At 68.4% G+C, this 24967-nt stretch carries 22 protein-coding genes and 1 tRNA gene; 15 read left to right on the top strand and 8 right to left on the bottom strand.

All coding sequences use genetic code 11. The features are described from left to right. Positions 1-356 precede the first annotated feature (356 nt). Together G9473_RS12520 and G9473_RS12515 are read left to right on the top strand one after the other, a co-directional pair. Positions 357-1364, top strand: coding sequence for a hypothetical protein (locus tag G9473_RS12520; RefSeq protein WP_291133664.1), 1008 nt, complete (start codon positions 357-359; stop codon positions 1362-1364). A gap of 297 nt (positions 1365-1661) precedes the next feature. Next, positions 1662-1738, top strand: a tRNA-Arg gene (locus G9473_RS12515). A 31-nt stretch (positions 1739-1769) separates the two neighbouring features. On the opposite strand, the gene G9473_RS12510 is transcribed toward G9473_RS12515, so the two are convergent. The 4 genes from G9473_RS12510 to G9473_RS12495 form a co-directional block, all read right to left on the bottom strand. Then, positions 1770-3011, bottom strand: coding sequence for an alginate export family protein (locus tag G9473_RS12510; protein ID WP_291133663.1), 1242 nt, complete (start codon positions 3009-3011; stop codon positions 1770-1772). Positions 3012-3066: 55 nt separating this feature from the next. Further along, on the bottom strand, positions 3067-4920 hold the full coding sequence (locus G9473_RS12505) for a methyl-accepting chemotaxis protein (protein WP_291133662.1): 1854 nt from the start codon (positions 4918-4920) through the stop codon (positions 3067-3069). A gap of 139 nt (positions 4921-5059) precedes the next feature. Next, positions 5060-6112 (bottom strand): LacI family DNA-binding transcriptional regulator, encoded by a 1053-nt coding sequence (locus G9473_RS12500; protein ID WP_291133661.1) that lies wholly within the window; start codon positions 6110-6112, stop codon positions 5060-5062. 168 nt (positions 6113-6280) lie between these two features. Next, on the bottom strand, positions 6281-7498 hold the full coding sequence (locus G9473_RS12495) for a M20 family metallopeptidase (protein WP_291133660.1): 1218 nt from the start codon (positions 7496-7498) through the stop codon (positions 6281-6283). Positions 7499-7703: 205 nt separating this feature from the next. Here G9473_RS12495 and G9473_RS12490 point away from each other — a divergent pair, with 205 nt between their 5' ends. Continuing rightward, complete coding sequence (locus G9473_RS12490; RefSeq protein ID WP_291133659.1) at positions 7704-8750, top strand: diacylglycerol kinase family protein; 1047 nt, start codon at positions 7704-7706, stop codon at positions 8748-8750. Positions 8751-8766: 16 nt separating this feature from the next. Further along, positions 8767-9720 carry a hypothetical protein gene (locus G9473_RS12485; RefSeq protein ID WP_291133658.1) on the top strand — a complete coding sequence of 318 codons (954 nt, stop codon included), beginning with the start codon at positions 8767-8769 and terminating at the stop codon, positions 9718-9720. Here the strand turns inward: G9473_RS12485 and G9473_RS12480 are convergent. Further along, complete coding sequence (locus G9473_RS12480; RefSeq protein WP_291133657.1) at positions 9708-10247, bottom strand: DUF2141 domain-containing protein; 540 nt, start codon at positions 10245-10247, stop codon at positions 9708-9710. The two genes, G9473_RS12485 and G9473_RS12480, sit on opposite strands and share 13 nt — an antisense overlap. A gap of 277 nt (positions 10248-10524) precedes the next feature. Between G9473_RS12480 and rpe the strand changes: the two genes are divergently transcribed. From rpe to G9473_RS12425, 11 genes are all read left to right on the top strand, one after another. Beyond that, complete coding sequence (rpe, locus tag G9473_RS12475) at positions 10525-11187, top strand: ribulose-phosphate 3-epimerase (RefSeq protein WP_291133656.1); 663 nt, start codon at positions 10525-10527, stop codon at positions 11185-11187. Beyond that, positions 11184-13064: a heparinase II/III-family protein gene (locus tag G9473_RS12470; protein WP_291133655.1), complete on the top strand. Its 1881-nt coding sequence runs from the start codon at positions 11184-11186 to the stop codon at positions 13062-13064. Before rpe ends, G9473_RS12470 begins: the two co-directional genes overlap by 4 nt. Before the next feature lie 6 nt (positions 13065-13070). Next, positions 13071-14690, top strand: coding sequence for a bifunctional phosphoribosylaminoimidazolecarboxamide formyltransferase/IMP cyclohydrolase (gene purH, locus G9473_RS12465; RefSeq protein WP_291133654.1), 1620 nt, complete (start codon positions 13071-13073; stop codon positions 14688-14690). A gap of 211 nt (positions 14691-14901) precedes the next feature. Next, entirely contained in the window at positions 14902-15096 is a 195-nt protein-coding gene (locus G9473_RS12460; protein WP_291133653.1) for a hypothetical protein, read from the top strand. Further along, the gene (gene msrA, locus G9473_RS12455; RefSeq protein WP_291133652.1) at positions 15093-15785 is read left to right on the top strand and encodes a peptide-methionine (S)-S-oxide reductase MsrA; all 693 of its coding nucleotides are present in this window, start codon (positions 15093-15095) and stop codon (positions 15783-15785) included. The genes G9473_RS12460 and msrA overlap by 4 nt, the downstream gene beginning before the upstream one ends. Positions 15786-15866: 81 nt before the next feature. Beyond that, entirely contained in the window at positions 15867-16337 is a 471-nt protein-coding gene (locus G9473_RS12450; RefSeq protein WP_291133651.1) for a Fur family transcriptional regulator, read from the top strand. 88 nt (positions 16338-16425) lie between these two features. After that, positions 16426-18360, top strand: a complete 1935-nt coding sequence (gene dxs, locus G9473_RS12445) for a 1-deoxy-D-xylulose-5-phosphate synthase (protein WP_291133650.1) — start codon at positions 16426-16428, stop codon at positions 18358-18360. A gap of 60 nt (positions 18361-18420) precedes the next feature. Next, a complete protein-coding gene (locus G9473_RS12440) occupies positions 18421-19311 on the top strand; it encodes a homocysteine S-methyltransferase family protein (protein WP_291133649.1) in 891 nt (296 codons plus the stop codon). Between the two features lie 69 nt (positions 19312-19380). Beyond that, positions 19381-20007, top strand: coding sequence for a flavodoxin family protein (locus tag G9473_RS12435; RefSeq protein ID WP_291133648.1), 627 nt, complete (start codon positions 19381-19383; stop codon positions 20005-20007). A gap of 58 nt (positions 20008-20065) precedes the next feature. Continuing rightward, positions 20066-20863 carry a crotonase/enoyl-CoA hydratase family protein gene (locus G9473_RS12430; protein ID WP_291133647.1) on the top strand — a complete coding sequence of 266 codons (798 nt, stop codon included), beginning with the start codon at positions 20066-20068 and terminating at the stop codon, positions 20861-20863. A 4-nt stretch (positions 20864-20867) separates the two neighbouring features. Then, the gene (locus G9473_RS12425) at positions 20868-21374 is read left to right on the top strand and encodes a hypothetical protein (protein WP_291133646.1); all 507 of its coding nucleotides are present in this window, start codon (positions 20868-20870) and stop codon (positions 21372-21374) included. A 4-nt stretch (positions 21375-21378) separates the two neighbouring features. Here the strand turns inward: G9473_RS12425 and G9473_RS12420 are convergent, their stop codons facing one another. The 3 genes from G9473_RS12420 to G9473_RS12410 are packed head-to-tail and all read right to left on the bottom strand — an operon-like array spanning position 21379 to position 24915. Further along, a complete protein-coding gene (locus G9473_RS12420; RefSeq protein ID WP_291133645.1) occupies positions 21379-22056 on the bottom strand; it encodes an NnrU family protein in 678 nt (225 codons plus the stop codon). Between the two features lie 58 nt (positions 22057-22114). Then, entirely contained in the window at positions 22115-23494 is a 1380-nt protein-coding gene (locus tag G9473_RS12415; RefSeq protein WP_291133644.1) for an amidohydrolase family protein, read from the bottom strand. After that, positions 23491-24915 carry an amidohydrolase gene (locus G9473_RS12410; RefSeq protein WP_291133643.1) on the bottom strand — a complete coding sequence of 475 codons (1425 nt, stop codon included), beginning with the start codon at positions 24913-24915 and terminating at the stop codon, positions 23491-23493. The genes G9473_RS12415 and G9473_RS12410 overlap by 4 nt, the downstream gene beginning before the upstream one ends. Positions 24916-24967 lie beyond the last annotated feature (52 nt).

The following is a 24967-nucleotide window of genomic DNA, read 5'->3' as shown; positions in this document are numbered from 1 at the left end:
GAGCAAGGACCATTCACCTGTCACCAACCCAACAGCACCGAGCACTTTAAGTGACCCCATCGCCCTCCCCTGCGGAATTGTCGCAGGCTCGTTTCGCTGCGCTGGACGCCCAGCCGTCCTCGCCCCTGTGTGCTGACCTCTGCGACAAGCTGCTGCTGATGCTCCTTCATCAGGCGAAGCGGCGACCCAATCAGGCGAAACGAAGGGCCTTTGCGGCCTTCATAGCTGACCTTTTGGAACGAGACCCAGAAGACCACGGAGGTTGGCTGTTTCGCGCCTTAAGTCCCGGCCAATTCACTGGCGAGGCGGTCGGTTACAGGCCCTTCATGGCCGTCCTGAACCCTATGAAGGGACACATGATCGACTTCGTCCCGGGCACACGACAATACACCAACAGCGAGTTCACTGGAGGGAAGCGCCAATTGTCATGGAGCCGAGGCGCTCGATTCAGGGCAAACGACTGGCTCCGAAACTGGTTCGCGGACGAAGGCATCACCCGGGACACCTGGTGCGAGCACTTCGTTCGCCTGAAGCGTAAGACCATCCCGACTCAGACTTCTGTGACCGTTCGGGCGGCGAAGGTGAGGCGCGGGGGCCAGACGTTATATGGACGCACCCTCCCCCTCGACCTGAAGGACCCGAAGGGGGCTGCGATCAAGGAAAGGATGGACCGTCTCAACGCCTTCTTGTGGGAACAGACCATCGAGCCATACGGGCCCGTCTTCCTGCGTCGCATCTTTGCGAATGGCGACCAGCCAGGCTTCTGCTGGAAGACTGGGGGGAGATTGACCGCTCTGGGGAAGGACACTTTTCAGACCGCGAAAAAGGAGGACCGGGCGTCAATCCGCATCAATGGTCAAAAGACTGTGGAGATCGATATTCAGTCCAGCCATCTGACTATTCTTGCCGGTCTTGGGGTCGTTCCGAAAGACACGTTAAGGGGGGACCCCTATGCCGTGGAGGGCATTCCGAGGGAAGTTGTCAAACATTGGGTCGTCATGACCCTAGGGCACGGGAAGCGTCACGTTCGCTGGAAGAAGGAGACCAAAGAGGCGTTCATGGCGAAGCACGGCATTGATCTCTCCCGGGAGTATCCTCTGAAGGAGACCGGAGACGCGATCCTTGCGAAACTCCCGATACTCGGGACTGATGGACAAGCAGCTCCCTTTGACTGGGGTCCGCTTCAGTATCTTGAAAGCGAGGCAATGATGAAGGCAATGGAAGTCCTCGCCTATGACCATCAGGTAGCGTCACTTCCAGTCCACGACAGCCTCATAGTCCCGAATGAGTGGAAGGAGCTGGCAACGGAGACGCTGAAGGGGAGCTTCAAGGAGACTGTCGGCGTAGAGCCTTTGGTCCACTAGAGGCGGGGACTAAGGGAGGATATTCCCTGTCTCGCTGTAAGCCTGCCTTACGCTAACCTAAGGGAGGTAGGGGGTATGGCGAAGGGTATACTAGTAACGTTTTCTCCCATCAGAGCAGAAGGCTAGGTGTCGATTTCCAATGGGGTCCTTCTTTCAGACCGATGGGCCAGTCGATCACAACCCGATCACACCAAGGCCATTGCCACCCCGTTCGCTAAGCCTTAGAGGAAGCGCCGGAGCTTCCGAGAGCATCGAAAACTCCTAGAGAAATCTGCACAGAGCGTCTTGTCGCCCCGCGCACCCGTAGCTCAGCTGGATAGAGCGCTGCCCTCCGAAGGCAGAGGTCACAGGTTCGAATCCTGTCGGGTGCGCCAGTTACCTGTCGCTTCAGATGCTCGCGGAATATCAGTAGATCCAGCCGAGCTGGAACATGAAGCGCTGCGTGTCGGCCGAAAACCCGCTTTCCCGGTAATCGGCATAGCGCAACGCGACGTTCGTGTCGGCGATATCCGCGCTTGCGACAAGGTCGAGCTCGTTGCCGTAGACGCGCAGTTCCCGGTCGCTGGTGAAATGGTGGACGGCCGCTTTCAGCGTCACCTTTTCGAGCGCGCCGACGTCGCCCGGGGCAAAGGCCGCCGCGGCGTAATAGTCGCGCAGCCCGTCGGGCGGGGTGGGCAGGAACCGGCCGGCGAGGCCGAGGAACTTGAGCCCGGTGTTGAACGGGCGCTGGAACGAGGCGAAGGGCTGGCCTTCATCCGCGCCGAGGATCTCGAGCCCCGCGCCGAGCTTCCAGCCGCCGGTATGGGCATTCGCCTCCACCACCAGGAAATCGGCCGTGTAATCATTGGGATTGCGCCCGCTGTCCGATTGCCGGGCGAAGCTCGCCAGATAGGACACGGCAAGGCCCCCGCCCACCTCCTGCTTCCCGTCGAGACGGGCGCCGAAGGTCCGGCTGGAAAGGCGGAAGGACTGCGCGTTCTCGTCGTCGAGATCGACGATGTAGGCGAACCCCGTAAGCGTCCCGAGCCCGGTTTCGACCGCGACATTGACGAAGACATTGTCGCCCCCGACCGATTCCGGGCGCGAGCCGAAGCCGTCGCGGCCCCAGAAGGGACGGAAGGCCCAGGCATAGCTGGCATCGATCGTGAGCCCCTCGACACCCGTCCACACCGCGCGCACCGCGTCGAAATTCTGGGCGTTCTGGCGGATCGGCGCGGTCCCGATGAAGCGTTCGTCGTTAAGGCCGATTTCCTGCCGCCCGACCTTCGCGGCGAAGCCGGGCGCCTCGTATCCGAGATAGGCCTGGTAGAGCGCGAGGTTTTCAGGATCGGCGATGATCGGGCGATCGGTGACCCCGTCGAGCCCGTCGGCGAAATTGTCGACGATGGCGATGTTCGCCTGCCCTTCGAGCCGCGCCGTCCAGCGCCCGCGCGTCGCCTCGGCACCGGTGCGAATGCGCAGGGTGAGCGCCTCCGATGTTTCGGGCAGGCTCTCGACCTCGAGCGTTTCGAGCTGGAGCCGGGCATCGACCAGTGGCTCGACCTCGATCTCGTCCGCGCTGGCCGGCTGCGCGAGCGCGCCGAGGAACAGCGCGCCCAGGATCATACGGGAGGCGGGCAGGCGGCGGGAGACGAAACGGACTTCCATGGCGATGACCTCGTGATGCGAAACCGGGGGCAGGAGTGCGGCAGCGGGGATTGGCTCAGAATTCGGACCAGTCGTCCGTCGCAAGGGCGAGCGCCGCCGAGCCCTGCGTCTGCACGCTCCGGGCAGGACGGGGCGGCGGGGCGATCGCCTCGCCCGGCGCGCCCTGCGGTCCGGGCAAGACGTCCCCGGTCGGCGCGGCGAGAGTGAAGCGGGACATCTCGCGCGAGAGCAGGTCGGCTTCGTCCGCAAGGCTGCGTGCGGCCGCGGTCGCCTGTTCGACCATGGCGGCGTTCTGCTGGGTCACCGAATTCATTTCGGTCACCGACTCGTTGACCTGCTGGAGGCCGCCCGCCTGGCTCTGCGCGGCATCCGCGATCCCGGCGATGACTTCGCTGATCTCCTCGACGCTGGTGAAGATCCGCTCGAGCGAATCGCTCGCCTCGCCGACCAGCCGAACGCCGGATTCGACCTCCTGGGCGGAGGCCGAAATGCGGCTTTTCACGTCGGCCGCCGCTTCGGCCGAACGCTGGGCCAGCGCGCGCACTTCGGAGGCGACCACGGCGAACCCCTTGCCCGCCTCGCCCGCCCGCGCCGCTTCGACGCCGGCATTGAGCGCGAGCAGGTTGGTCTGGAAGGCGATGCCGTCGATCACCGCGATGATTTCGGAGATTTCGCCGGAGGATTGCTCGATCGCGCGCATGGCGTCGATCACCCGGCCCACGACTTCGGCCGATTGCCGGGCATCGCTGCGGGTTTCGTCGACCTTGGTATTGGCGCCGGTCGCCTTGTCCGCCGAATCGCGGACGATCTCGGTGATGCGGTCCATCGAATTGGCGGTTTCCGAAAGGTTCATCGCCTGCCTTTCGGTGCGCTGCGACAGATCGTCGGAAGCCTGGCGGATCTCGTTCGCGCCGGTGTTGATCGCATTGCCTGCGCCGATGACCGCGAGCATGGTCCGCTCGAGCGCCTCGAGCGCGCGGTTGTAGTCGCGGCGGATGGGTTCGTAGGCTTCGGGGAAGGGCTGGGCGATGCGTGCGGTGAGATCTCCCTCGGCGAGCCGGCCGAGCCGCTGGCCGATCGTCGCGACGACTTCGCGCTGGCTGTTCTGGTCGCGCTGCCGGAGAATCGCGGCATCGCGGAAGGCGTCGATCGCGCAGGCGATCGTGCCGATCTCATCCTTGCGGCTCGTGAAATCGACGGTGAAATCGTGTTCGCCGCCCCGCAGCCGGTCCATCAGGCCGCACAGAAGGGCCAGCGGCGCAAAACTGCGGCGCAGCACGACGAGGATCAGGCCACCGATCAGCACGGTCGCCGCGGTGAAGACCAGCGCGAACATCCACGCGGTCGCGTTGACGCCGGCGAGAAACTCGGCCTTGGGAATGCCCGAATAGAGAACGCCGATCACTTCGCCGCTCGCGTCCTTGATCGGGTCGTAGGCGGTGAAATGCGGCACGCCCAGGATGTCGGCCTCCCCGCGGAAGGGCACGCCGCGCACCAGAACGGCATCGCGCACCTCGGGACTGGTGAGGCGCGTGCCGACCGCGCGCGATCCGTCGGCTTTCTGGACATTGGTGGTGATGCGAAGGTCGCGGTGGAACACCGTCGCCGACCCGCCGACGAGTTCGCGTACCCGGTCGACCGGCTCGTAAAAGCCGTCGAGCGCCTTGTCGCCGATATAAAGCTCGCCGCCGCGTTCGACGAAGCCCTCGCCGTACTGGCCGAGCACGTTCCACGCGACCCGCATATTCGCTTCCTGGCGTTCCTGCGCGAGCCGCTCCGCCTCGGACGTCAGGGCGAATTTCATCACCCCGATACTGACCAGCGCGAGCATGGCGAGCGAGAGCATCACCAGCCCGGCGATCCGGGTCGAGAGGTTGAGGTCGGCTATCCTGTCCTTGAACGATTGCATCGGGTGGCCCGTCTTGCTGCGGAGGGGCGCACACCGATAGCGGCGGGGTGTGATCGTTTGCCTGCCCGCTCATCGCGGGGCATTGCCTAGGTCTGGGGGAAGGATTGCGCGCGTGCCGGGAAGAAATCGCCGGCGCGTTTCAGACCGCCCGCGGCGCGCGCGCGATCGTCGCGCGGTCGGCGAAGACGTGCGGCTCGATCGAGGCCGCCGGGGTAAGCGGTCCTGCCACCGCGCCCGCAGCGGTGTCGGGTCCGGGCGCGCTGCCGACCTCGATAAGACGGCTGCACGCCCCCGCGAACAGCGCGCCCAGCGGCTGGTGCAGGCTCGATATCGGGGGATGGCTGCGGGCGAGGCCCGGCGTGTCCTCGAGCGCGAGCAGCGACAGGTCGCGCGGCACGACGAGCCCCAGTTCGCGCGCGACCTGCAGCACGCCGAGCGCGACCGCTTCGGTCCCGGCGATGATCGCGGTCGGGCGGATCGTCGGGGCGAGCCAGCTGCGCGCGAGGTCCATCGCCCCGGCAAGGTCGCGCGGCTCGTCCGAGACGAAATGGCGGTGCGCCCGGCTGCCCGCCTCGGCGAGCGCACGGCGATAGCCCTCGATCCGGCGGCGCGCACGGGCAAGGTCGCCGTCCCCGCCGATGAATCCGACCTGCCGGTGACCCTTTTCGAGCAGGCGCGCGGTCGCGGCCTCGCCGAAACCGGCTTCGTCGAGGCCCGGCAGCACGCGCCCGTATTCGCGCCTTTCGCCGAGGCAGGCGACCGCGATGGAGCGTTTCGCCAGCATTTCGTGGAGGCCGGGCCGTTCGTCGAGCGGGGGGAGCAGGACTACCCCGTCGGGGGTCAGCGAAGTCAGGGCGGCGGCGAGATCGCGCTCGCCGGAAACCTGTTCGAACATCAGGTGATAGCCCTGCGCGCTGCAGCATAGGAGCCCGTCGAGCAGCATTCGGTCGAGCGGCAGGGCGGCGCCTGCAGGGCCGCGCTCGATCGCGGCGAGGACGAGATAGCTGCGCGCCCCGCCCATCCGGCGCGCGGCGGCATTGGGGACATAGCCGAGCGCCTCGATCGCCTGTTCGACCCGGCTGCGCGCCGAGGCGCTGACGCTGGGGCTGCGATTGATCACGCGCGACACGGTCTGGCGCGAAACCCCGGCCTCGCGCGCGACGTCCTCTATCGTGATGTTGCCCCGGCCCATGGCAACGTCCCCTGCTTTTCAGCGCGACCTGACGGTGGGAAGCTAACTCACATATGTTAGGAAATTAAGACGGGGAGATCGTTCACACTGGATTAATCTTGCCGATTTCCTGACAGAATCGTCGAAAAATGACAAATCCGGTCGCCAAGAGGCTCCGCCAGGCGAGAATCAGGCGAATCCGTTGTCGAGAAATTCGAGCGCGCAGCCCGCCAGCATCGCCGCGCCTCGGGGCAGGGCGCTTTCATCGACGTGCATCCGCGGCGAATGGATCGCGCAGCACGCGCTCCAGTCGTCGCCTTCGGGCGCGACGCCGAGGAAGAACATCGCGCCGGGCACCTTTTCGAGCACATAGGCGAAATCCTCCGCGCCCATGATCGGGGCTGCAAGGTCGCGCCAGCCCGTATCGCCGCCGAGTTCGCGCGCGACTTTCGCGCCGAGCGCGACCGCGCGCGGATCGCACAGGGTGACGGGGAAGCCGGGGACGATCTCGCAGGTCGCCTCCACCCCGTGCGCGCGGGCGGTGTCGGCGGCGGTCGCGGCGACCAGTTCGCGGACCTTCGCGCGGTGCTCGGGCGAAAGCGTGCGGATCGTGCCCGCCAGCATGGCCTCGTCGGGGATCACGTTGTGCGCCGTGCCGGTGTGGATCTGAGTCACGGTGACGACCACCGCGCTCGCCGCGTCGAAGCGCCGCGTCACCATCGCCTGCAGCGCGGCGACGATCGCCGCCGCTGCCGGGACCGGGTCGGCGCAGTCATGCGGCATCGAGGCATGGCCGCCCCTGCCCGTCACGGTGATGGTGAACTGGTCGGCCGCCGCCATCAGCGGCGCCGGCTTGCCCGCCAGCACCCCGTGCTGGGCATTGGGCATGACGTGGAGCGCGAAGGCGGCGTCGGGGAGCGGGTCGATCAGGCCGTCTTCCAGCATGAAGCGCGCGCCGTGGTGTCCCTCCTCGCCCGGCTGGAACATGAAATCGACCGTGCCCGCGATCTCGGCCCGGCGCTCGCACAGCATCCGCGCCGCGCCCGCCAGCATCGCGGTGTGGGTGTCGTGGCCGCAGGCGTGCATCCGGCCCGGTATCGTCGAGGCGAAGTCGAGCCCGGTCTTCTCCTCCATCGGCAGCGCGTCCATGTCCCCGCGCAGCAGCACGCGGCGCGTGCCCCCGTCCGCCTTGGCGCCCGCCTTGGCACCCACCAGCGTCGCGACCGCGCCCGTGGTCGAAGGGCCGCTGCGCCATTCGAGCGGCAGGTCGGCGAGCGCTTCGCGCACCTTGGCCATGGTCATCGGGCAGTCGAGGCCGAGTTCGGGCTCGGCATGGATCGCGCGGCGCAGGACGGTGATGTCGGGCGCGAGCGCGCGGGCGGAATCGAGCAGGTCGGGGCTGAGCATGGCGCGATCCTAGCGCGGCCCGCGCCGCGATCCAGCCCCGCGTTCCCCCAGCCCCGCAGCGCGGCTGCGGCGCGGCTCGGCCTGTTGCGACTTGCAAATGCGCGCGGGCGACCGATGTATCCGCGCAACGCTCGTCGTAATGTTACAAGACGGAGTAAACATGGCAGTGGTATGCCCGCTGCCCGACGGTTATAGGGGCCCCGCCATGGCAACCTCGATCTACGAATTCGCGCAGCTGCCGCGCCGCGACGCCGCTTCGGGCGATCGCCCCGCGCGTGCGCGCGCGCGGCGCGAGCGCGCGCCCGGTGAGGCGCCGGTCGTGGGCGTGATCTACAATCCGCGCAGCCATCGCAATCGGGGGGCCGACCTCGACTGTTCGATCAGCCCGCATATCCACATCGCCCAGCCGGGCGACCGCAGCCAGCTGCACGAGGCGCTGGCCGATCTCGCCGCGCGCGACATCGACCTGCTCGTCGTCAATGGCGGCGACGGGACGGTGCGCGACGTGCTGACCTGCGGCGCGGGCCTGTTCGGCGACGACTGGCCGCCGATCGCGGTCCTCCCGAAAGGCAAGACCAACGCGCTGACGATCGATCTCGGCGTGCCCAAGGACTGGAGCCTGCAGGCCGCGATCGAGGCGCTCGACAGCGGGGGCACGGTGCGCCGTCGCCCGATCGAGATCGAATCGCTCGACGATCCCGCCTCGGCCCATGTCTTCGGATTCATCTTCGGCGCGGGCGCCTTCACCACCGCGACGCGCGCGGGGCAGGTCTCGCACCGGCTCGGCGCGTTCAATTCGCTCGCCGTGGGGGCGACCGCGCTGTGGGCGCTCGCCCAGTCGCTCTTCGCGACGCGTTCCAACCCGTGGCGCAAGGGCGCGCGCATGACGATACGGCTGGGCGCGAGCGGGGCGCCGCTCGAACACAGCGGCAAGGGCGATCCCGCCTACCGCCAGGCGCTGTTCGCCTCCACGCTGGAGCGGTTGCCCGCCGGGCTCGTTCCCTTCGGCAAGCTGCGCCACGGGCTGAAGCTCGTCGCGGTCGACCAGATCTCGCGCCTGACCACGCTTTCCGTTCCCGCCATCGTGCGCGGGCGCGCGGCCTCCGGCCTGCGCGAAAAGGGCATTCACCAGATCGCCGCTTCGCAATTCACGCTCGAGATCGAGGATCAGTTTATCCTTGATGGCGAGGCTTTTCCGGCGGGCAATTATCGCATAGGCCAGGGGCCCGAACTCGAATTCGTCACCCCCTGAAGGCCGGAGACAGGTCATGGCCCGCGAGGCCGCGCCGCTTGCTGCTGGCGAGAGGTCCGATTTTCCCGAAAAGCCGCTGCTGAAGCGGATCGCCGGGGCGCTCGATGCGCCGGTCGATCCCGCCGTGCGCGCATTCGCCGCCGCGCTGGGCGCGGAAGCGGGCGCGCGGGCGGTGCTGTTCTACGGATCGAACCTGCGCACCGGATCGCTCGACGGCGTGCTCGATTTCTATGTTCTGCTGCCCGGAGACGCCGCGGACGAAGCGCGCATCTGGCCGCGCGTGAGTTACCGTGAACGTTCACACGGGGAGGCGACCCTGCGCGCCAAGGTGGCGACCATGCGGCTCGCGACCTTCGGCGAGGCGGCCTGCGGGGAGCGGGTCGACACGACGATCTGGGCGCGTTTCGTCCAGCCCAGCGCGCTCGCCTGGGCGGCGGACGACCGGGCGCGGGGCGAAGTCGTCGATGTGCTCGCCGCCGCGGCGATCACCGCCGCCCGGCTCGCCGTGGCGCTCGGGCCGGAGGAAGGCACGCCCGGCGATTACTGGCGCGCGCTGTTCCGCGCGACCTATCGGGCCGAATTCCGGGTCGAAAAGCCGGGACGCGAGAACGACATCCTCTCGGTCAATGCCGCGCACTTCGACGGCCTCCTCCCGCTCGCGCTTGAGGCGGCGGGGATCGACTTCGCCCGCGAAGGCGAACGCATCGCCCCCCGCCTTGACCCGCGCGAAAGGCAGGCGGTGCTGCGCTGGTGGGCCAGGCGCGAAAGGCTGGGCAAGCCGCTCAACCTCGCGCGGCTGGTCAAGGCGAGCACGACTTTCGAGGGCGCGGCGCGCTATGCCGCGTGGAAGATCGAGCGCCACACCGGGATGCCGGTCGCAGTCACGCCCTTCCGCGAGAAACACCCGCTGCTCGCCGCGCCCGGCGTGCTGTGGGCGCTGTGGCGCCACCGCCGGGATCAGTCGAGGTAGCGCATCTCGATCGACAGGCGCGTCACCCCGTCGCCCGCGCTGAAGGTCGTTTCCTCGAGCGAAGGCGGGCGCGGGATGCCGAGGAAGGTGCGGATGACGGGATCGCCCGACATTCCCGCGCCGTCGGTCGAAAAGTCCTTTTCCCGGTTGCCATTGGCGTCGTGCTGCACCGCGATCGCGTATTTCCCGGCGCGCGGGATCGGCACGCAGGCATAGGTCACGCCCTTCCTCGGCTTCATGTCGATGCGGTGGATGTAGCGGCGCGAGCGCAGCCAATCGCTGTCCTTGGCGAAATAGGTCCGCACGAACAGGTTGCCCGCGCTCGACCTCAGGCCGGTGATGCGCAGGCGGATGGCCGGCCCCTTGCCTGGCGCGCATTGGCTCATGTCGTTGTCGATCTTGACGCCGTAGGTCTGCTGCGCCTGCGCCCCCGGCGCGAAGCCGAAGGCGAGCGCGCCCGCTGCGGCGAGCGCGGCGCACCCGGCGAAGAGCCGCCGAGCGCGTCGCGGCGAAGGCGTAAAGTGCATGGGGATGCCCCGTGAAACCATGATGTGCCCCGTCTTTCGTGAATATCCTGTCGGCGGGCCGTCTGCTCCCGCCCGTAAAGACCCCCGCAAACGCTTGGAGCCTTGCATTGGCTCATACAAGTGGCAGCAGCGCCGTGAATTGCGCCTTAACCGCTGCCCGACGCGGTCCGGTGCGGACTCGCCGATGACGGTGGAAAAGCCCGTAAACCATGCTTGTCGCCCGATTCGCCCCTCCGGTAATGCGACAATCGCGCGAAGAAGGGCGCGACGCACACTTATGCCGACACCTTTGATCTCCCCCTCGATCCTGTCCGCCGATTTCGCCCGGCTGGGCGAGGAAGTGCGCGCGATCGACGAAGCGGGCGCGGACTGGATCCATGTCGACGTGATGGACGGCCATTTCGTGCCCAACATCACGATCGGCCCGGCCGTGGTGAAGGCGCTGCGGCCGCACACCGACAAGCCCTTCGACGTCCACCTGATGATCGCGCCGGTCGATCCCTATCTCGAAGCCTTCGCCGAGGCCGGGGCCGACATCATCACCGTCCATCCCGAGGCCGGGCCGCACGTCCACCGCACGCTGCAGGCGATCCGGGGGCTGGGCAAGAAGGCGGGCGCGGTGATCAATCCGGGCACTCCGGTGGAGGTGCTCGACAACCTGATGGACCTCGTCGACCTCATCCTCGTGATGAGCGTCAATCCCGGCTTCGGCGGACAGAGCTTCATCGCCTCGCAGCTCGCCAAGATCGAGAAGGTGCGCGCGATGATCGATGCGACCGGGCGCGACATCCACCTCGAAGTCGACGGCGGGGTCAATCCCGAGACCGCGCAGCAATGCGTCGAGGCGGGCGCGGACGTGCTCGTCGCCGGTTCGGCCACGTTCAAGGGCGGGCCGGAGCGCTACGCCGCCAATATCGCCGCGCTGAAGGGGGCCGGATGATGGAGAGCCTGTTTCCCTCGCAGAAATCCGCTCAGGACGAGGTCGAGGCGCAGGACCAGGCCGCGGCCATGCCGCTCCCGCAGCGGGCCGAGCCGACCGTGGAGGCGGCGCCGCCCGAGACCGCCGAGACACCCGCCTCGCCCGAGACCTCGCGCGCACTGGCGCTGTCCGATGTGATCGCTCCCAAGGCGCGCGCCGGGGAAACGCTCATCCGCATGGCCTATCGTCTCGGCGTGCCGCGCCAGGCGCTCGCCGCGCCGTTCCGCCGAGCCTCGCCGCTGCGCGTCCTCGCTACGGTCGAGGGCTCCGTGCCCGGCGACCGGGCGGCGGGCACGGCCCTGCGCGCCGGGCATTTCCTCGTCCACGGGGTCAAGCAGCCGATCGCGAGCCTCGATTTCACCGGTTCGACCCGGCTCGCGCCGGGAATCGAGCGGGCGGTGCATTCCTTTTCCTGGCTCGCCGACCTCGCGGCGAGCGCGCCGCGCGCCGACTGCGTGCCCGTCGCCGAGCGCATCGCTGCCGCATGGCTCGCCGCGCATCCCGCGCCCGCGCGGGGGGCGGCGTGGGACGTGGAAATGGCGGGCCTGCGGCTGCTCGCGTGGCTGGTCCATGCGCCGCTGGTGCTCTCGGGGCGCGATCCGCATTTGAAACCCCGCCTGCTCGAAGCGATAAGCGATACCGCCGACTGGCTCGACCGCAAGGCCGCCGCGAGCGGGGCCGGACTCGGCCAGGTCGCGGGCTGGGCGGGCGTGATCGCAGCGGGCCTTCTGCTGCCCGAAGGCCGCCCGCGCCGCCTCTATGGCGAAGCCGGCCTGATCCGCGCGCTGGGCGACATGGTCGGCGAGGACGGCGGCATCCTCTCGCGTTGTCCGGCGGCGCAGATGGAAGCGATCGGCCTGCTGACCGACCTTCTCGCCTGCTACGAGGCCGCGGGGGTCGAACCTCCGCAGGCGCTTTACGTCATGCGCGAACTGCTCGTGCCGCCGCTGCTCGCGCTGCGCCATGGTGACGGCGGCCTGGGTAGCTGGCAGGGGCAGGGCGCTGTGGACGCGGCGCGGCTCGAGCGGCTGATCGAGGCGACCGGCGTGCGCACCCGCCCGCTGGCGGAAACCGAACACTGGGGCTTTCACCGGCTGCGAGGAGGGGCGACGCAGGTGCAATTCGACGCCGCGCCCCCGCCGCGCGCGCGCCATGCTCGCTGCGGCTGCGCTTCGACGCTCGCTTTCGAAATGTCCGACGGTCCGGCGCGCATCATCGTCAATTGCGGCGGCGCGGCGCTCGCGGGGGGGCTCGTCCCGGCGCGCATCGGGCAGGGCCTGCGCGCCAGCGCCGCCCATTCGACGCTGGTCCTCGACAACGCCAATTCGACCGCGGTGGAACTCCACGGCAAGCTCGGGCGCGGGGTCGAGACGGTCGAGGTCGAACGCCGGTTGATCGGCGAGGACGGCCGCGACGGCGTGCGGATCGAGGCGAGCCACGACGGCTACGAAGCGCGCTTCGGCCTGACCCACCGCCGCGTCCTTTCGCTGCGCGCCGACGGGACCGAACTGGCCGGCGAGGACATCCTCGTTCCCGCCGCGCGCAAGGGCAAGCGCGGCAAGATCGGCTTCGCGATCCGCTTCCATCTCGGCAAGGGCATCGAGGCGCGCCTGTCCGAGGACGGGCGCGGGGCGAGCCTGCTGACCGAGGGCGGGAAGCTCTGGCAATTCCGCCTGCGCGGCGATAGTGCGGCGGCGGGCGATATCGCGCTCGCCATCGACGACAGCCTGTGGGTCGATGGCGACGGGCGCCCGCATCCGACCGCCCAGCTCGTGATCGAGGGGCTGACATCGCGCGGCGGGGGACAATTCTCCTGGCTGCTGAGAAAGACGGGGTAGCATTTCGTGAGCACGACGACGATCCAGCGGGCGCTGCTGTCGGTGTCCGACAAGACCGGCTTGGCCGAATTGGGGCAGGCGCTGGCGGCGCGCGGGGTCGAGCTGGTGAGCACCGGCGGAACCGCGCGCACCCTGCGCGAAGCGGGGCTGGAGGTGCGCGACGTGTCCGACCTCACCGGTTTTCCCGAGATGATGGACGGGCGGGTCAAGACGCTGCACCCGAAAGTCCACGGCGGCCTGCTCGCCCTGCGCGACAATGACGAACACCGCGCGGCGATGGAGGCGCACGGCATCGGCGCGATCGATCTCGTCGTGGTCAACCTCTATCCTTTCGAGGAGACAGTGGCGAAGGGCGCGTCGCGCGCCGAGATCATCGAGAACATCGACATCGGCGGGCCGTCGATGGTCCGCTCGGCGGCGAAGAACCACGGCTTCGTCACCATCCTCACCGACCCTGCCGATTACGCCTCGCTCATCGAGGAAATGGAAGCGAACGAGGGCGCGACTTCCGAGGCGTTCCGCGTCCGCATGGCGGGCAAGGCTTATGCCCGCACCGCCGCCTATGACGCGGCGATCGCAAGCTGGTTCGCTTTTGGCGATGCCTTCACCCACCCGCTCGGGCCCGAGGCGCTGGGCGCGACCCCCTTCCCCGCGACCCTGCCGCTCGCCTTCACCCGCGCCGACACGCTGCGCTATGGCGAAAACCCGCACCAGCAGGCGGCGATCTATGTGCCGCAGGTCACCGCAGGCGGCGTGCCGCAGGCAACACAGCTTCAGGGCAAGGCGCTCAGCTACAACAATTTGAACGACGCGGACGCCGCGCTCGAACTCGCCGCCGAATTCGCCGGGCAGGACCCCGCCGTCGTCATCGTCAAGCACGCCAATCCCTGCGGCGTCGCGCAGGGGGGCTCGCTGCTCGAGGCATGGGAAGCCGCGCTCCAGTGCGACAGCGTCTCGGCCTTCGGCGGGATCGTCGCGGTCAATACCGAGCTCGACGAAGCGACCGCCGAGGCGATTGCGGGCATCTTCACCGAAGTCGTGATCGCTCCCACGGTGAGCGAGGGCGCGCGCGCAGTCTTTGCGAAGAAGAAGAACCTGCGCCTGCTCGAATGCGGCGCGCTGCCCGATCCGCGCCGGGGCGGCTTCGCGATGAAGACCATCGCGGGCGGGATGCTGATCCAGTCGCGCGACAACGGAGCGGTGAGCGCGGACGACCTGCGCGTCGTCACAAAGCGCGCGCCTTCGACACAGGAACTCAGGGACTGCCTGTTCGCCTGGACCGTCGCGCGCCACGTGAAATCGAACGCCATCGTCTACGCCAAGGACGGCGCGACCGCCGGGATCGGCGCAGGGCAAATGAACCGCCGCGATTCGGCGCGCATCGCCGCGATCAAGGCGCGCGAGGCGGCCGAGACCTACGGCTGGGACGCGCCCCGCACGAAAGGCAGCGCGGTCGCTTCCGACGCCTTCTTCCCCTTCGCCGACGGGCTTCTCGCCGCGGCCGAGGCGGGCGCGACCGCCGTGATCCAGCCGGGCGGCTCGATCCGCGACGAAGAGGTTATCGCGGCAGCCGACGAAGCGGGCCTTGCGATGGTCTTCACCGGGATGCGCCACTTCCGGCATTGATTACGCCCTACCGCTTTGCTGCTTGAGGGCGTGGAGGATGCTCCCGCTGCGCCCGCATCCGGCGAGGACGGCTTCGCGTAGCTTGGAGTGAAATCGGGACCGCCCGCCGCAGGAAAACGCATCTCCAACGAGGCGTTCACCGGATTGCAAGCCATCCTGCGGCATGGGAGCCCCGCATCAAGGAAACGACCGAGCCGAAAGACCCCCCGCCATGCGCCTCTTCGCCAACGACCTCTACCGCAATTTCGCCATCGGCTTCGTCATCGCCGCGATCGGCGTAGGCGTCGCCAATGCGGAGCAGGTCGGGGACGAAATGGCGTCGCCCGCGCACGCCGCCGAAGCGCCGATGGCCCCGCTCGCCGCGCCCGAGTTCCTCATCGCGCCCGTCACCGGGGAAGCGGATTGAACCGCCTTCTCGCTCCCCTCCTCGCCGGCGCTCTCGCCGTAAGCGGCTGTGCCGGACCCGCGCTCGCCGCCGAGGAGCCGGTCGATGCCCCCGCCGCCAAGCGCATCGCCAAGGAGGGCGCGGGTCTCAAGACCGCGATCTTCGCGGGCGGGTGCTTCTGGGGGGTCGAAGCGGTCTTCAGCCACGTCAAGGGCGTGAAATCGGCGGTGTCGGGCTATCACGGCGGCACGGCGAAGAACGCGAAATATTCCATCGTCACCACCGGCATGACGAACCACGCCGAATCCGTGAAGATCACCTATGACCCGCTCGTGGTGCGCTACGACGAATTGCTGCGGATCTTCTTTTCGGTGGTCGCCGACCCGACCCAGCTCAACCGGCAGGGCCCGGATGTCGGGTCGCATTACCGCACCGCGCTCGTCCCCACGAGCAAGGAGCAGGAGGCGGTCGCGAGGGCCTATCTCGCCCAGCTCGAACGCGCGCGCATCTGGGACCGCCCGATCGTCACGAAGATCGAGAAACAGCGCTTATTCTACCCGGCCGAAGCCTATCACCAGGACTTCATGGCGAAGAATCCGCGCCACGGTTACATCCTGCGCTGGGACCGGCCCAAGGTCGAGGCGCTCGAGGCCATGTTCCCGGGCGACTGGCGGGCGGACTTCCTGCGCGACGGCCTCCCGGACGCCTAGCGCGCCGTAACGTCGGGCGGAGCGCGCCCCCGCTTCAATAGCCGCTTGGCGAAGCGCGCATGGCGGGCCTATATGATGTCCATGGCACACCACGCACATTCCCACGCGCATATCGAACATTCGGGCGAAAGCCTGGTCGCCGCCGCCCGCGCCGCGCTCACGACGAGCGGCGAGCAATGGACGAGTATGCGCGAAGCGGTCTTCGTCGAGCTTTCCGGCCACGACCGCCCCGTCTCGGCCTATGACATCGCCGACAACCTCTCCGCCGCGCGCGGCAAGCGGGTCGCCCCCAACAGCGTCTATCGCATCCTCGACCTGTTCGTGGCGAACAACCTTGCGATGCGGGTCGAAAGCTCGAACGCCTATCTCGCCAACAGCCACCCGGGCTGCGAGCACGACTGCATCTTCCTCGTCTGCGACGAATGCGGCGAGGCCACGCATATCGACGACGAGAACGTGAGCCGCTCGGTTCGCGCGCTCGCCGGGCAGCGCGGTTTCCGCGCCGAGCGCCCGGTGCTCGAGATCCGCGGGCTGTGCGCGTCCTGCGCCTGAAGCCTCTCACGCCCGGCGCGCTCGATGTCCTGTTGTAACGATAACGGCTTCATCGACAGGCGCGATTCGACTCTGTAAAGCTGACGAAATGACCAATCCACCTGTCACCCCGCTCCTCGACCAGGTCCCGACCCCGACCGAGCTTCGCAAGCTGAAGCCCGAGCAGCTTCGCCAGCTTTCCGACGAATTGCGCGCCGAGATGATCGACGCGGTCAGCACCTCGGGCGGCCACCTCGGCTCCGGTCTGGGCGTGGTCGAACTGACCGTCGCGCTGCATTACGTCTTCAACACGCCCGAGGACCGGCTGGTCTGGGACGTGGGCCACCAGTGCTATCCTCACAAGATCATCACCGGGCGGCGCGACCGCATCCGCACCCTGCGCCAGGGCGGCGGGCTGTCGGGCTTCACCAAGCGCAGCGAGAGCGAATACGACCCCTTCGGCGCGGCGCATTCGTCGACCTCGATCTCGGCGGCATTGGGCTTCGCCATCGCGAACAAGCTTTCGGGCAAGCCCGGGCGCGGGATCGCGGTGATCGGCGACGGCGCGATGAGCGCCGGGATGGCCTACGAGGCGATGAACAACGCCGCGCAGGCGGGCAACCGGCTGGTCGTCATCCTCAACGACAACGATATGTCGATCGCGCCCCCGGTGGGCGGGCTGTCGGCCTATCTCGCCCGCATGGTCTCCTCGAGCGAATATCTCGGCCTCAGGAGCCTCGCCAGCCGCGCGGTCAAGAAGATGAGCCGCCGCCTCCACGACGCGGTCGGCAAGGCCGAGGAATACACCCGCGGCATGGTGACGGGCGGCACGCTGTTCGAGGAACTGGGCTTCTACTATGTCGGCCCGATTGACGGGCACAATCTCGACCATCTCGTGCCCGTGCTCGAAAACGTGCGCGACACGTCCGAAGGCCCGGTGCTGATCCATGTCGTGACCACCAAGGGCAAGGGCTATGCCCCGGCCGAGGAAAGCGCCGACAAGTATCACGGCGTGCCCAAATTCAATGTCGTCACCGGCGAGAAGCAGAAGGGTTCGGCCGGCCCGCCCGCCTACCAGAACGTCTTCGGCGACACGCTTGCCGACCTTGCCGACAGCGACAAGCGGATCTGCGCGATCACCGCGGCCATGCCTTCGGGCACGGGGGTGGACCGTTTCGCCAAGCGGCATCCCGACCGCGCCTTCGACGTCGGCATCGCCGAACAGCACGGCGTGACCTTCGCCGCGGGGCTGGCGGCGCAGGGGATGCGGCCCTTCGCCGCGATCTATTCGACCTTCCTCCAGCGCGCCTACGACCAGGTCGTGCACGATGTCGCGATCCAGAACCTGCCCGTGCGCTTCGCGATCGACCGCGCCGGGCTGGTCGGCGCGGACGGATCGACCCATGCGGGCAGTTTCGACATCACCTATCTGGCGACCCTGCCCAATTTCGTGGTCATGGCCGCCGCGGACGAGGCGGAGCTGGTCCACATGACCTACACCGCCGCCGAACACGATTCCGGCCCCATCGCCTTCCGCTATCCGCGCGGCGCGGGCACGGGCGTTCCGCTGCCCGAGACTCCGCAAAAGCTCGAAATCGGCAAGGGCCGGGTGGTGCGCGGCGATGAGAACAAGCCCGCCAAGGTCGCGATCCTTTCGCTCGGCGCGCGGCTCGAAGAGGCCAAGAAGGCGGCCGACACGCTGGAGGCCAAGGGGCTGTCGACCACGATTGCCGATATGCGCTTCGCCAAGCCGCTGGACGAGGACCTGATCGCCAAGCTCGCCCGCAACCACGAGGTCGTCGTGACCATCGAGGAAGGCTCGATCGGCGGTCTGGGCGCGCACGTGCTGACCTTCGCCACCGACGAAGGGCTGACCGATGCGGGGCTGAAAATCCGCACGATGCGCCTGCCCGACATCTTCATCGACCAGGATTCGCCGGACAAGCAGTACGACATCGCCCGCCTCAACGCTCCGCACATCGTCGAGACGGTGCTCAAGGCGCTGAAGCACAACAGCGCGAGCGTCGAGGAAGCGCGGGCCTAGGCTTTCGCCCTTTTTACCGGGTTTCAAGCGGGCGCGGATCGGAAACGATCCGCGTGGCCCATGCATTGGCCCGGTATGACCATGACCATTCTCGACGGCGGCACCGGGCAGGAACTGGTGAAACGCGCGGGCGAGACCGGCTCGCCGCTGTGGTCGGTCAGGGTGCTCGCCGACCGGCCCGAACTGGTCGCAGAGGTCCACGGCGACTTTCTCGCAGCGGGCGCCGATGTCATCACGCTGGCGAGCTACGCCGCGACGCCCACGCGGCTCGAACGGCTCGGCCATGCAGAGGACTTCGCCCGCTTTCAGACCGCGGCTGTCGACGCAGCTCGGCGCGCGCGGGACAAGGCCGGACGGGGTCGCATCGCGGGAGTCCTGCCGCCGCTCGCGCGCGACTATCGCCCGGAGGAACGGCTCGAACCGCGCGCGGCCCGCTCGGAATATGCACGCCTCGTCGAAGCGCAGGCAGGCGCGGTCGATCTCTTCCTGTGCGAAACCCTGCCCAGCATCGAGGAGGCGGTCGTCGCCACCCGCGCCGCGCGCGCAAGCGGTTTGCCGGTGTGGACCTCGGTGACGGTGGACGAAAGCGACGGCAGCCGCCTGCGCTCTGGCGAAAGCCTTGCCGATGCCGTGCGGGCCGCCGCCGACGAGGGGGCCGAGGCCGTGCTCGCCAATTGCTCCCCGCCCGAGGCGATTTCCGCCGCCTGCGAAGTGCTTTCAGGCGAAGTCGCGGCCTTCGGCGCCTATGCCAACGGCTTCGTCTCGATCGAGGCGCTGCGCGAAGGCGCGCAGGTCGATGGGCTCGCCGCGCGCGAGGATCTGGACCCGGCCGCCTACGCCCGCTTCGCCGCAGGCTGGCGCGACGCGGGAGCGAGCGTGATCGGCGGGTGCTGCGAGGTCGGCCCGGCGCACATCGCTGCCGTGGCCGAGGCCGTCGGCGAAGGCGGCTGATCGCGGGTTCCTTGGAACATCTCCCCGCCGCCGCCCGTCTCGATGGGTGGGGGACAAGAGGAGACAGCCATGACCCCTTCCGCCCCCCTTTCCGCAATCGCCCTCAATTGCAGCCTCAAGCCGAGCAGCGCGGGCGAAGCCTCCTCGACCGACCGCATGATCGCGCTCATCGCGCAGCACCTCGCGCGCGAGGACGTGGCTCTGACCGAAACCATCCGCGTCGCCGATCATGACGTGAAGCCCGGCGTCACCTCGGACGAAGGCGCGGGCGATGCCTGGCCCGCGATGCGCGAAAAGGTGCTCGCCGCCGACATCCTCGTCCTCGCCGGACCCGTCTGGCTCGGCCAGCCCTCGAGCATCGCCAAGCGCGTGCTCGAACGCATGGACGCCTTCCTCGGCGAGGCGGACGAGGAAGGCCGCTATCCCCCTTACGGCAAGGTCGCGGTGGTGGGCGTGGTCGGCAACGAGGACGGCGCGCACCATGTCGCAGCCGAATGCTTCCAGGCGCTGTCCGACACGGGCTGGACGATCCCGCCGATGGGCTCGTGCTACTGGGTCGGCGAGGCGATGCAGCCGGTCGATTTCAAGGATCTCGATGACGTGCCCGACCCGGTGGAGACGACCGCGCGCAGCCTCGCCGCCAATGCCGCGCATCTGGCGACGCTGCTCAAACGCGAAGGCTACCCCGCACCGTGATACGCGGGTGACGAAATCGCGCGGTGCTGGCATGACGGGGGCGAAAGGAAAGTGCTCCATGTCCCTCCTCACCATTTCCGCCGACGGCCCTGTCACCACGCTCACCATCAACCGGGCGGAGAGCATGAACCCATTGGGCGCGCCCGGCGACGGGGAGGAATTCGCGCGGGCCTGCGAGGCGATCAACGCCGACCGCGAGGTGCGCTGCGTCATCCTGACGGGTGCGGGGCGGGCCTTCAGCGCGGGCGGCGACATCAAGGCGATGCGCGACAAGTCCGGCACTTTCGGCGGGACGCCGCCCGCGATCTCGGACGGCTACCGCGACAATATCCACCGAATGCTGCGCGCGCTTTATGGCCTGCGCGTCCCTGTCATCGCGGCGGTCAATGGGCCTGCCATCGGGCTGGGCTGCGATGTCGCCTGCCTCGCCGACATTCGCATCGCCAGCGAGAAGGCGAAATTCGGCGTGACCTTCCTGAAACTCGGCATCATTCCCGGCGACGGCGGCACGTGGATCCTGCCGCGGGTCATCGGCATGAGCCGCGCGGCGGAGCTGTTCTTCACCGGCGACGTGATCGACGCGAAGACTGCGCAGGACTGGGGCCTCGTCAGCCGCGTGGTCGAGCCCGACGCGCTGATGGACGAGGTCCGCGCGCTCGCGGGCCGGATCGCGAAAATGCCGCCCCATTCGCTGCGCCAGTCGAAGATGCTGCTGCGGCAGGGACGCGAGGTGAGCTACGACACCGCGCTCGAACTTGCTGCGAACACGCAGGCGATGATGCACCACACTGCCGACCACGCCAAGGGCGTCGCGGCACTCATCGAAAAGCGCGAGGCGGTGTTCAGGGGGGAGTGAACCGGTGAGCGGCACGCGGACCGAGACTTCGCCCGACGGGCGCTTCGAGGTCGAATACTGGCTCAGCGAGGGGCTTCATTCGCAGTGGCGCGAAACCCCGCGCGTGCGCGATCTCGCGGCGCGCCGGACGGTTTTCGAACTGCAGGACGAAAGCTTCGATGCCTCGGTCGAATGGCACGAGGAGCCGGGGCGCTTCACCCTGTTCGTCCGCCGCTGGCCCGATGGCGCTTATGGCCTTGCCGTTCATGTCGATGTCGATGCGGGCACGGTGCGGCTCGGCGAGGAGGAGGAGGCGCAGCCGCTGGCGAAGGCCGAGCGACTGGTCGTGCGCCATTTCGACGAGCGTCGCAGGCCCGCGCGCCCGATCAGTATTCGCCGCGGGCCCGAGCCGAAAGCACCGATAATGGAGAGAGTGCTCGACTGGGTGTCCTATGCCTTCGTCGCGCTGATCGTGATCGGCGGTTTCGCCTTGTGGATGGGCTGGCTGCCCGACCCCGCGCCGCGGCCCTGACCCTTTAATAGACCCAGCGCCAGACCCCCGCCGGGATCCCGCCCGCGCGGATATGCAGCCACGACAGGCCGAGGAACAGGACGATCCCCAGCCCCCACGCCAGCGCGCCCGCCGAGGCGAGCTTGCCAAGGCGCGGGGCGTAGCTGGTCTTCGCCTCCCATGCCTTCCACGCCTCGCCCATCAGGCCCTCCTTCTTCGCGTCCTGCAATTTCGCCCCGACCAGCGCGAGCAGGCCCATGGCAAACGCGGTGATGACGCTGCGCCAGTTGGCGAAGAGGATGATGTGCGAGAGCGCCCACAGGCCGATCCCCCACATCATCGGGTGGCGCGTCACGCGGAACACGCCCTTCGGCTCGGCGCGGGCCTGCGCCTCGGCTCCCGGGACGGGCAGGGCGGGGTTGCCGAACAGCGAACCCGCCAGCAGCACGGTCGCGGGAAGGGTCAGGGCGGTGGCGATGATCCAGCCGATCTCGCCCGAGCCGGGCAGGTCGCCGACAGGCGCCGCCTTGTAGGCGAAATAGACCCAGGCAAGCGTCGCCGCGCTGACGATCGAATAGGCGACCTGAAATCCGCCCGCGCCGAGCATATTCACCAGCGGCGTGCGCAGCGGGTGCGACATCAGGAAATGCGTGCCGACGAAGGCGGCGTTCGCGGCGATCAGTTCGACGAGGCCCTGTTCCATAATCCACCCCCTCAAGGCTTGGGGGGTGGACTATAGACCGCTTTGCGCGCCGCGCCAGTTACCAGTCATACGCCTTGGGCAGGTCGCTTTCGTCGAGGTCGCGGTAACGCTCCTTGAGGCGGCTCTGGTGGCTGTCCATCGGCTGTTCGACGCCGTCGATGAAGACGCGCGTGGGCACGCTCGTCACCTCGAGCGGGTCGCCGTCCCAGAACACGAGATCGCCCAGCGCGCCCGGCGCGAGCACGCCCGCGCGCCCGCCCATCCCGCTGATCGCGGCCGGGACCGAACTGATCGAGGCGAACGCCTCGCCCCACGATAGGCCCGTCGCCCCCGGCATCCGGGTGAGCGCGACGAGATTGCCCGCGTGCTGCGGCAGGCGGCGCGGGTTCTGCATCGCGCCCGCGTTGATCGCGACTTGCACCCCGGCGCGCTTCATCCGGCCGATATTGCTCTGCGTCGCGGCGAGCTGGTCGAAGCCGGTGGGAAGATCATCGAGGCTATCGGCGATCACCGGAACGCCCGCGCGCGCGATGTCCTCGGCCGCGAGCCAGCCTTCGCTCGCGCCGACCAGCACCATGTCGAGCTCGGGGAATTCGTCCTTCAGCGCGAGCACGGCGCGGATGTCGGCGGCGCGCTCGACCGCGACGTAGAGCTTCTGCTCGCCGCGCACGACGGGGACGAGTGCTGCTGCATCGAAGCGGGTGAGCAGCACGTCGCCCGGCCGGTCCGTCTCGCGTCCGGCAAGGCGCGGGTCGACCGGCACGTCGTCCCCGGTGCGCAGGTCGCGGCGCGAGGCGCTCTGCCCCGGTATGCGCGCGGCTTCGCCATAGGACTGCGCCTCGCGCAGGGCGTTGCGGAACAGCACGTGCGCCGCCGCGCGGCTGCCGCCTGCGATCCGCCCGGCGCCTTCGCCCATGTCGACCATCTGGAAGGCGCGCGGGCGCATGACGGGTTCGGGGTCCGCGCCGAGATCGATCAGCGCGCCTTGCCCTGCGAAGATCGAGGCCGAGGGCAGCGTCGTCGTCGCCGCGCGGGTGATCCCGGCGGCGCGGTGGACGAGGATGTGCTGCGAATTCGGATTCACGATCGGTGCGGCATCGAGCGCCGCGCTGAACGGAGAGCGCGAGGCGCGCTGGTCGTTCGATTCGCTCACCGCGCCCACGTCCCAAAGGCCGAGCGTCGTGACGGTCGCGAAGAGGCCGGGCGTCACCCATGCTCCGCCCGCGTCGATCACGGTGTCGGTCTCGAAGGTCTGTCCCGGTGTCGGCGTTCCGGCGAAGACGACTTCGCCGTCCTCGATGATAACCGTCCCGTTCTCGATCGGATCGGACCCATCGCCGAGCACGACCTTCGCATTGGTGACGACCACGTCCTGCGCCAGCGCGGGAGTGGAAGCGAGCGCGAGCGCGGAGGCTGCAAGTGTCAGGAGGCGCTTCATTTCACATCTCCTTCACCGGGCTGGCCGAGCTCGAAATCGCTCACCGGGCGGCGCTTGGGGTCCATCGCGTCGAACAGCAGCGCGCCGTCGACCCACACCTTCTCGGGCCGCGAATAGACCGAGAGCGGATCGCCGTTCCACAGCACCACGTCGGCCATCTTTCCCGGCTCTAGGCTGCCGGTCATGTCGGCGATGCCCATCGCCTTGGCGGCGTTGAGGGTAATCCAGCCGATCACGGTCGCATCGGGAATGTCCATGCCCATGCGCTTGCCCGCGGCCTGCGCCTTGGCGGCTTCCTGGTTCAACCGCTGGATGTCGTTCTCGTCGTCCGAATGGATGACCACGCAGGCGCCTTCGTTCTGGAGCAGCGCGGCGTTTTCGAGGATGCCGTCATAGGCTTCCATCTTGAAGCCGTACCAGTCCGCCCAGATCGCGGAGCACACGTCGTTTTCGCGCAGCAGGTCGCCGATCTTGTAAGCCTCGACCGCGTGGTGGAAGGCGGTGACGCGGTATCCCATCTCCTTCGCCATATCCATCACCAGCGCCATCTCGTCCGCGCGGTAGCAGTGGTTGTGGACGAGGATCTCCCCGTCGAGCACGCCCTTCAGCGTCTCCTTGGCGAGGTCGCGCTTGGGATTGTCGGAATTGGCGTAGTCGATCGCCGCGAGCCAGGTCTGGCGGTTGACCGCGAAATTGCCCATCCGGGTCGAGGGCTTGCGCCCGCGATTGCCGTAGACGCGCTTGGGATTCTCGCCGCAGGCCATCTTGAAGCCGTGGGGCGCGCCGGGGAACTTCATCCCCTGCACCGTGCGCGCGGGCACGTTCTTGAGCGTCACCGAACGCCCGCCCATCAGGTTCGCCGAGCCGGGCAGGATCTGCAGAGCGGTGATCCCGCCATTGGCGAGCGCGCGGGTGAAGCCGGGGTCCTGCGGCCAGACCGAATGTTCCGCCCAGACGTCGGGCGTCGTGGGGCTGGTCGCCTCGTTGCCGTCGGAATGCGCGTCGACCGAGGGGCTGGGATAGTCGCCGAGGTGCGAATGGATGTCGATGATGCCGGGCGTGACGTATTTGCCGCCCGCAGGAATCACCCGGTAGCCTTCGGTCGAAAGCGAGGCATCGCCCACCGCGACCACCTTGCCATCGCGGAAAAGGACAGTGCCGTTCTCGATCCGCCCGCCTGCGCCGTCATAGACCACCGCGCCGACCAGCGCCGTGGGAACGCCGGGATAGGGTTCGTAGGTCGAGGCGAAGGGCGCCTCGCTCTCCGTCTTGGCGGCGTAGGCATCGCCCGCCTCGGCCCTGTCGCTGCGGTCGGCAGCGGCATTGGCGGAGCCGGTCGTGGTGCAGCCCGCAAGGGCAAGCGCCCCGCACAGCCCGGCCATCAGGCCGAGGCGCGCAGGCTCGGATCGTGAAAAACGCATCAAGTCAGTCCCCTTCTCTCGCGAGAGGGAAGGAGCCTAGACGCGCGACACC

Source organism: Erythrobacter sp., assembly GCF_011765465.1.
Taxonomy (GTDB): domain Bacteria; phylum Pseudomonadota; class Alphaproteobacteria; order Sphingomonadales; family Sphingomonadaceae; genus Erythrobacter.
This window is presented reverse-complemented; position numbering and strand designations above follow the sequence as displayed.

Excerpts from the sequence above, each read along its gene's own strand:
- G9473_RS12520 (WP_291133664.1), top strand. The coding sequence starts at position 357 with ATGATCGACTTCGTCCCGGGCACACGACAATACACCAACAGCGAGTTC.
- G9473_RS12510 (WP_291133663.1), bottom strand. The coding sequence starts at position 3,011 with ATGGAAGTCCGTTTCGTCTCCCGCCGCCTGCCCGCCTCCCGTATGATC.
- G9473_RS12505 (WP_291133662.1), bottom strand. The coding sequence starts at position 4,920 with ATGCAATCGTTCAAGGACAGGATAGCCGACCTCAACCTCTCGACCCGG.
- G9473_RS12500 (WP_291133661.1), bottom strand. The coding sequence starts at position 6,112 with ATGGGCCGGGGCAACATCACGATAGAGGACGTCGCGCGCGAGGCCGGG.
- G9473_RS12495 (WP_291133660.1), bottom strand. The coding sequence starts at position 7,498 with ATGCTCAGCCCCGACCTGCTCGATTCCGCCCGCGCGCTCGCGCCCGAC.
- G9473_RS12490 (WP_291133659.1), top strand. The coding sequence starts at position 7,704 with ATGGCAACCTCGATCTACGAATTCGCGCAGCTGCCGCGCCGCGACGCC.
- G9473_RS12485 (WP_291133658.1), top strand. The coding sequence starts at position 8,767 with ATGGCCCGCGAGGCCGCGCCGCTTGCTGCTGGCGAGAGGTCCGATTTT.
- G9473_RS12480 (WP_291133657.1), bottom strand. The coding sequence starts at position 10,247 with ATGCACTTTACGCCTTCGCCGCGACGCGCTCGGCGGCTCTTCGCCGGG.
- rpe (WP_291133656.1), top strand. The coding sequence starts at position 10,525 with ATGCCGACACCTTTGATCTCCCCCTCGATCCTGTCCGCCGATTTCGCC.
- G9473_RS12470 (WP_291133655.1), top strand. The coding sequence starts at position 11,184 with ATGATGGAGAGCCTGTTTCCCTCGCAGAAATCCGCTCAGGACGAGGTC.
- G9473_RS12460 (WP_291133653.1), top strand. The coding sequence starts at position 14,902 with ATGCGCCTCTTCGCCAACGACCTCTACCGCAATTTCGCCATCGGCTTC.
- G9473_RS12450 (WP_291133651.1), top strand. The coding sequence starts at position 15,867 with ATGGCACACCACGCACATTCCCACGCGCATATCGAACATTCGGGCGAA.
- dxs (WP_291133650.1), top strand. The coding sequence starts at position 16,426 with ATGACCAATCCACCTGTCACCCCGCTCCTCGACCAGGTCCCGACCCCG.
- G9473_RS12440 (WP_291133649.1), top strand. The coding sequence starts at position 18,421 with ATGCATTGGCCCGGTATGACCATGACCATTCTCGACGGCGGCACCGGG.
- G9473_RS12435 (WP_291133648.1), top strand. The coding sequence starts at position 19,381 with ATGACCCCTTCCGCCCCCCTTTCCGCAATCGCCCTCAATTGCAGCCTC.
- G9473_RS12430 (WP_291133647.1), top strand. The coding sequence starts at position 20,066 with ATGTCCCTCCTCACCATTTCCGCCGACGGCCCTGTCACCACGCTCACC.
- G9473_RS12420 (WP_291133645.1), bottom strand. The coding sequence starts at position 22,056 with ATGGAACAGGGCCTCGTCGAACTGATCGCCGCGAACGCCGCCTTCGTC.
- G9473_RS12415 (WP_291133644.1), bottom strand. The coding sequence starts at position 23,494 with ATGAAGCGCCTCCTGACACTTGCAGCCTCCGCGCTCGCGCTCGCTTCC.
- G9473_RS12410 (WP_291133643.1), bottom strand. The coding sequence starts at position 24,915 with ATGCGTTTTTCACGATCCGAGCCTGCGCGCCTCGGCCTGATGGCCGGG.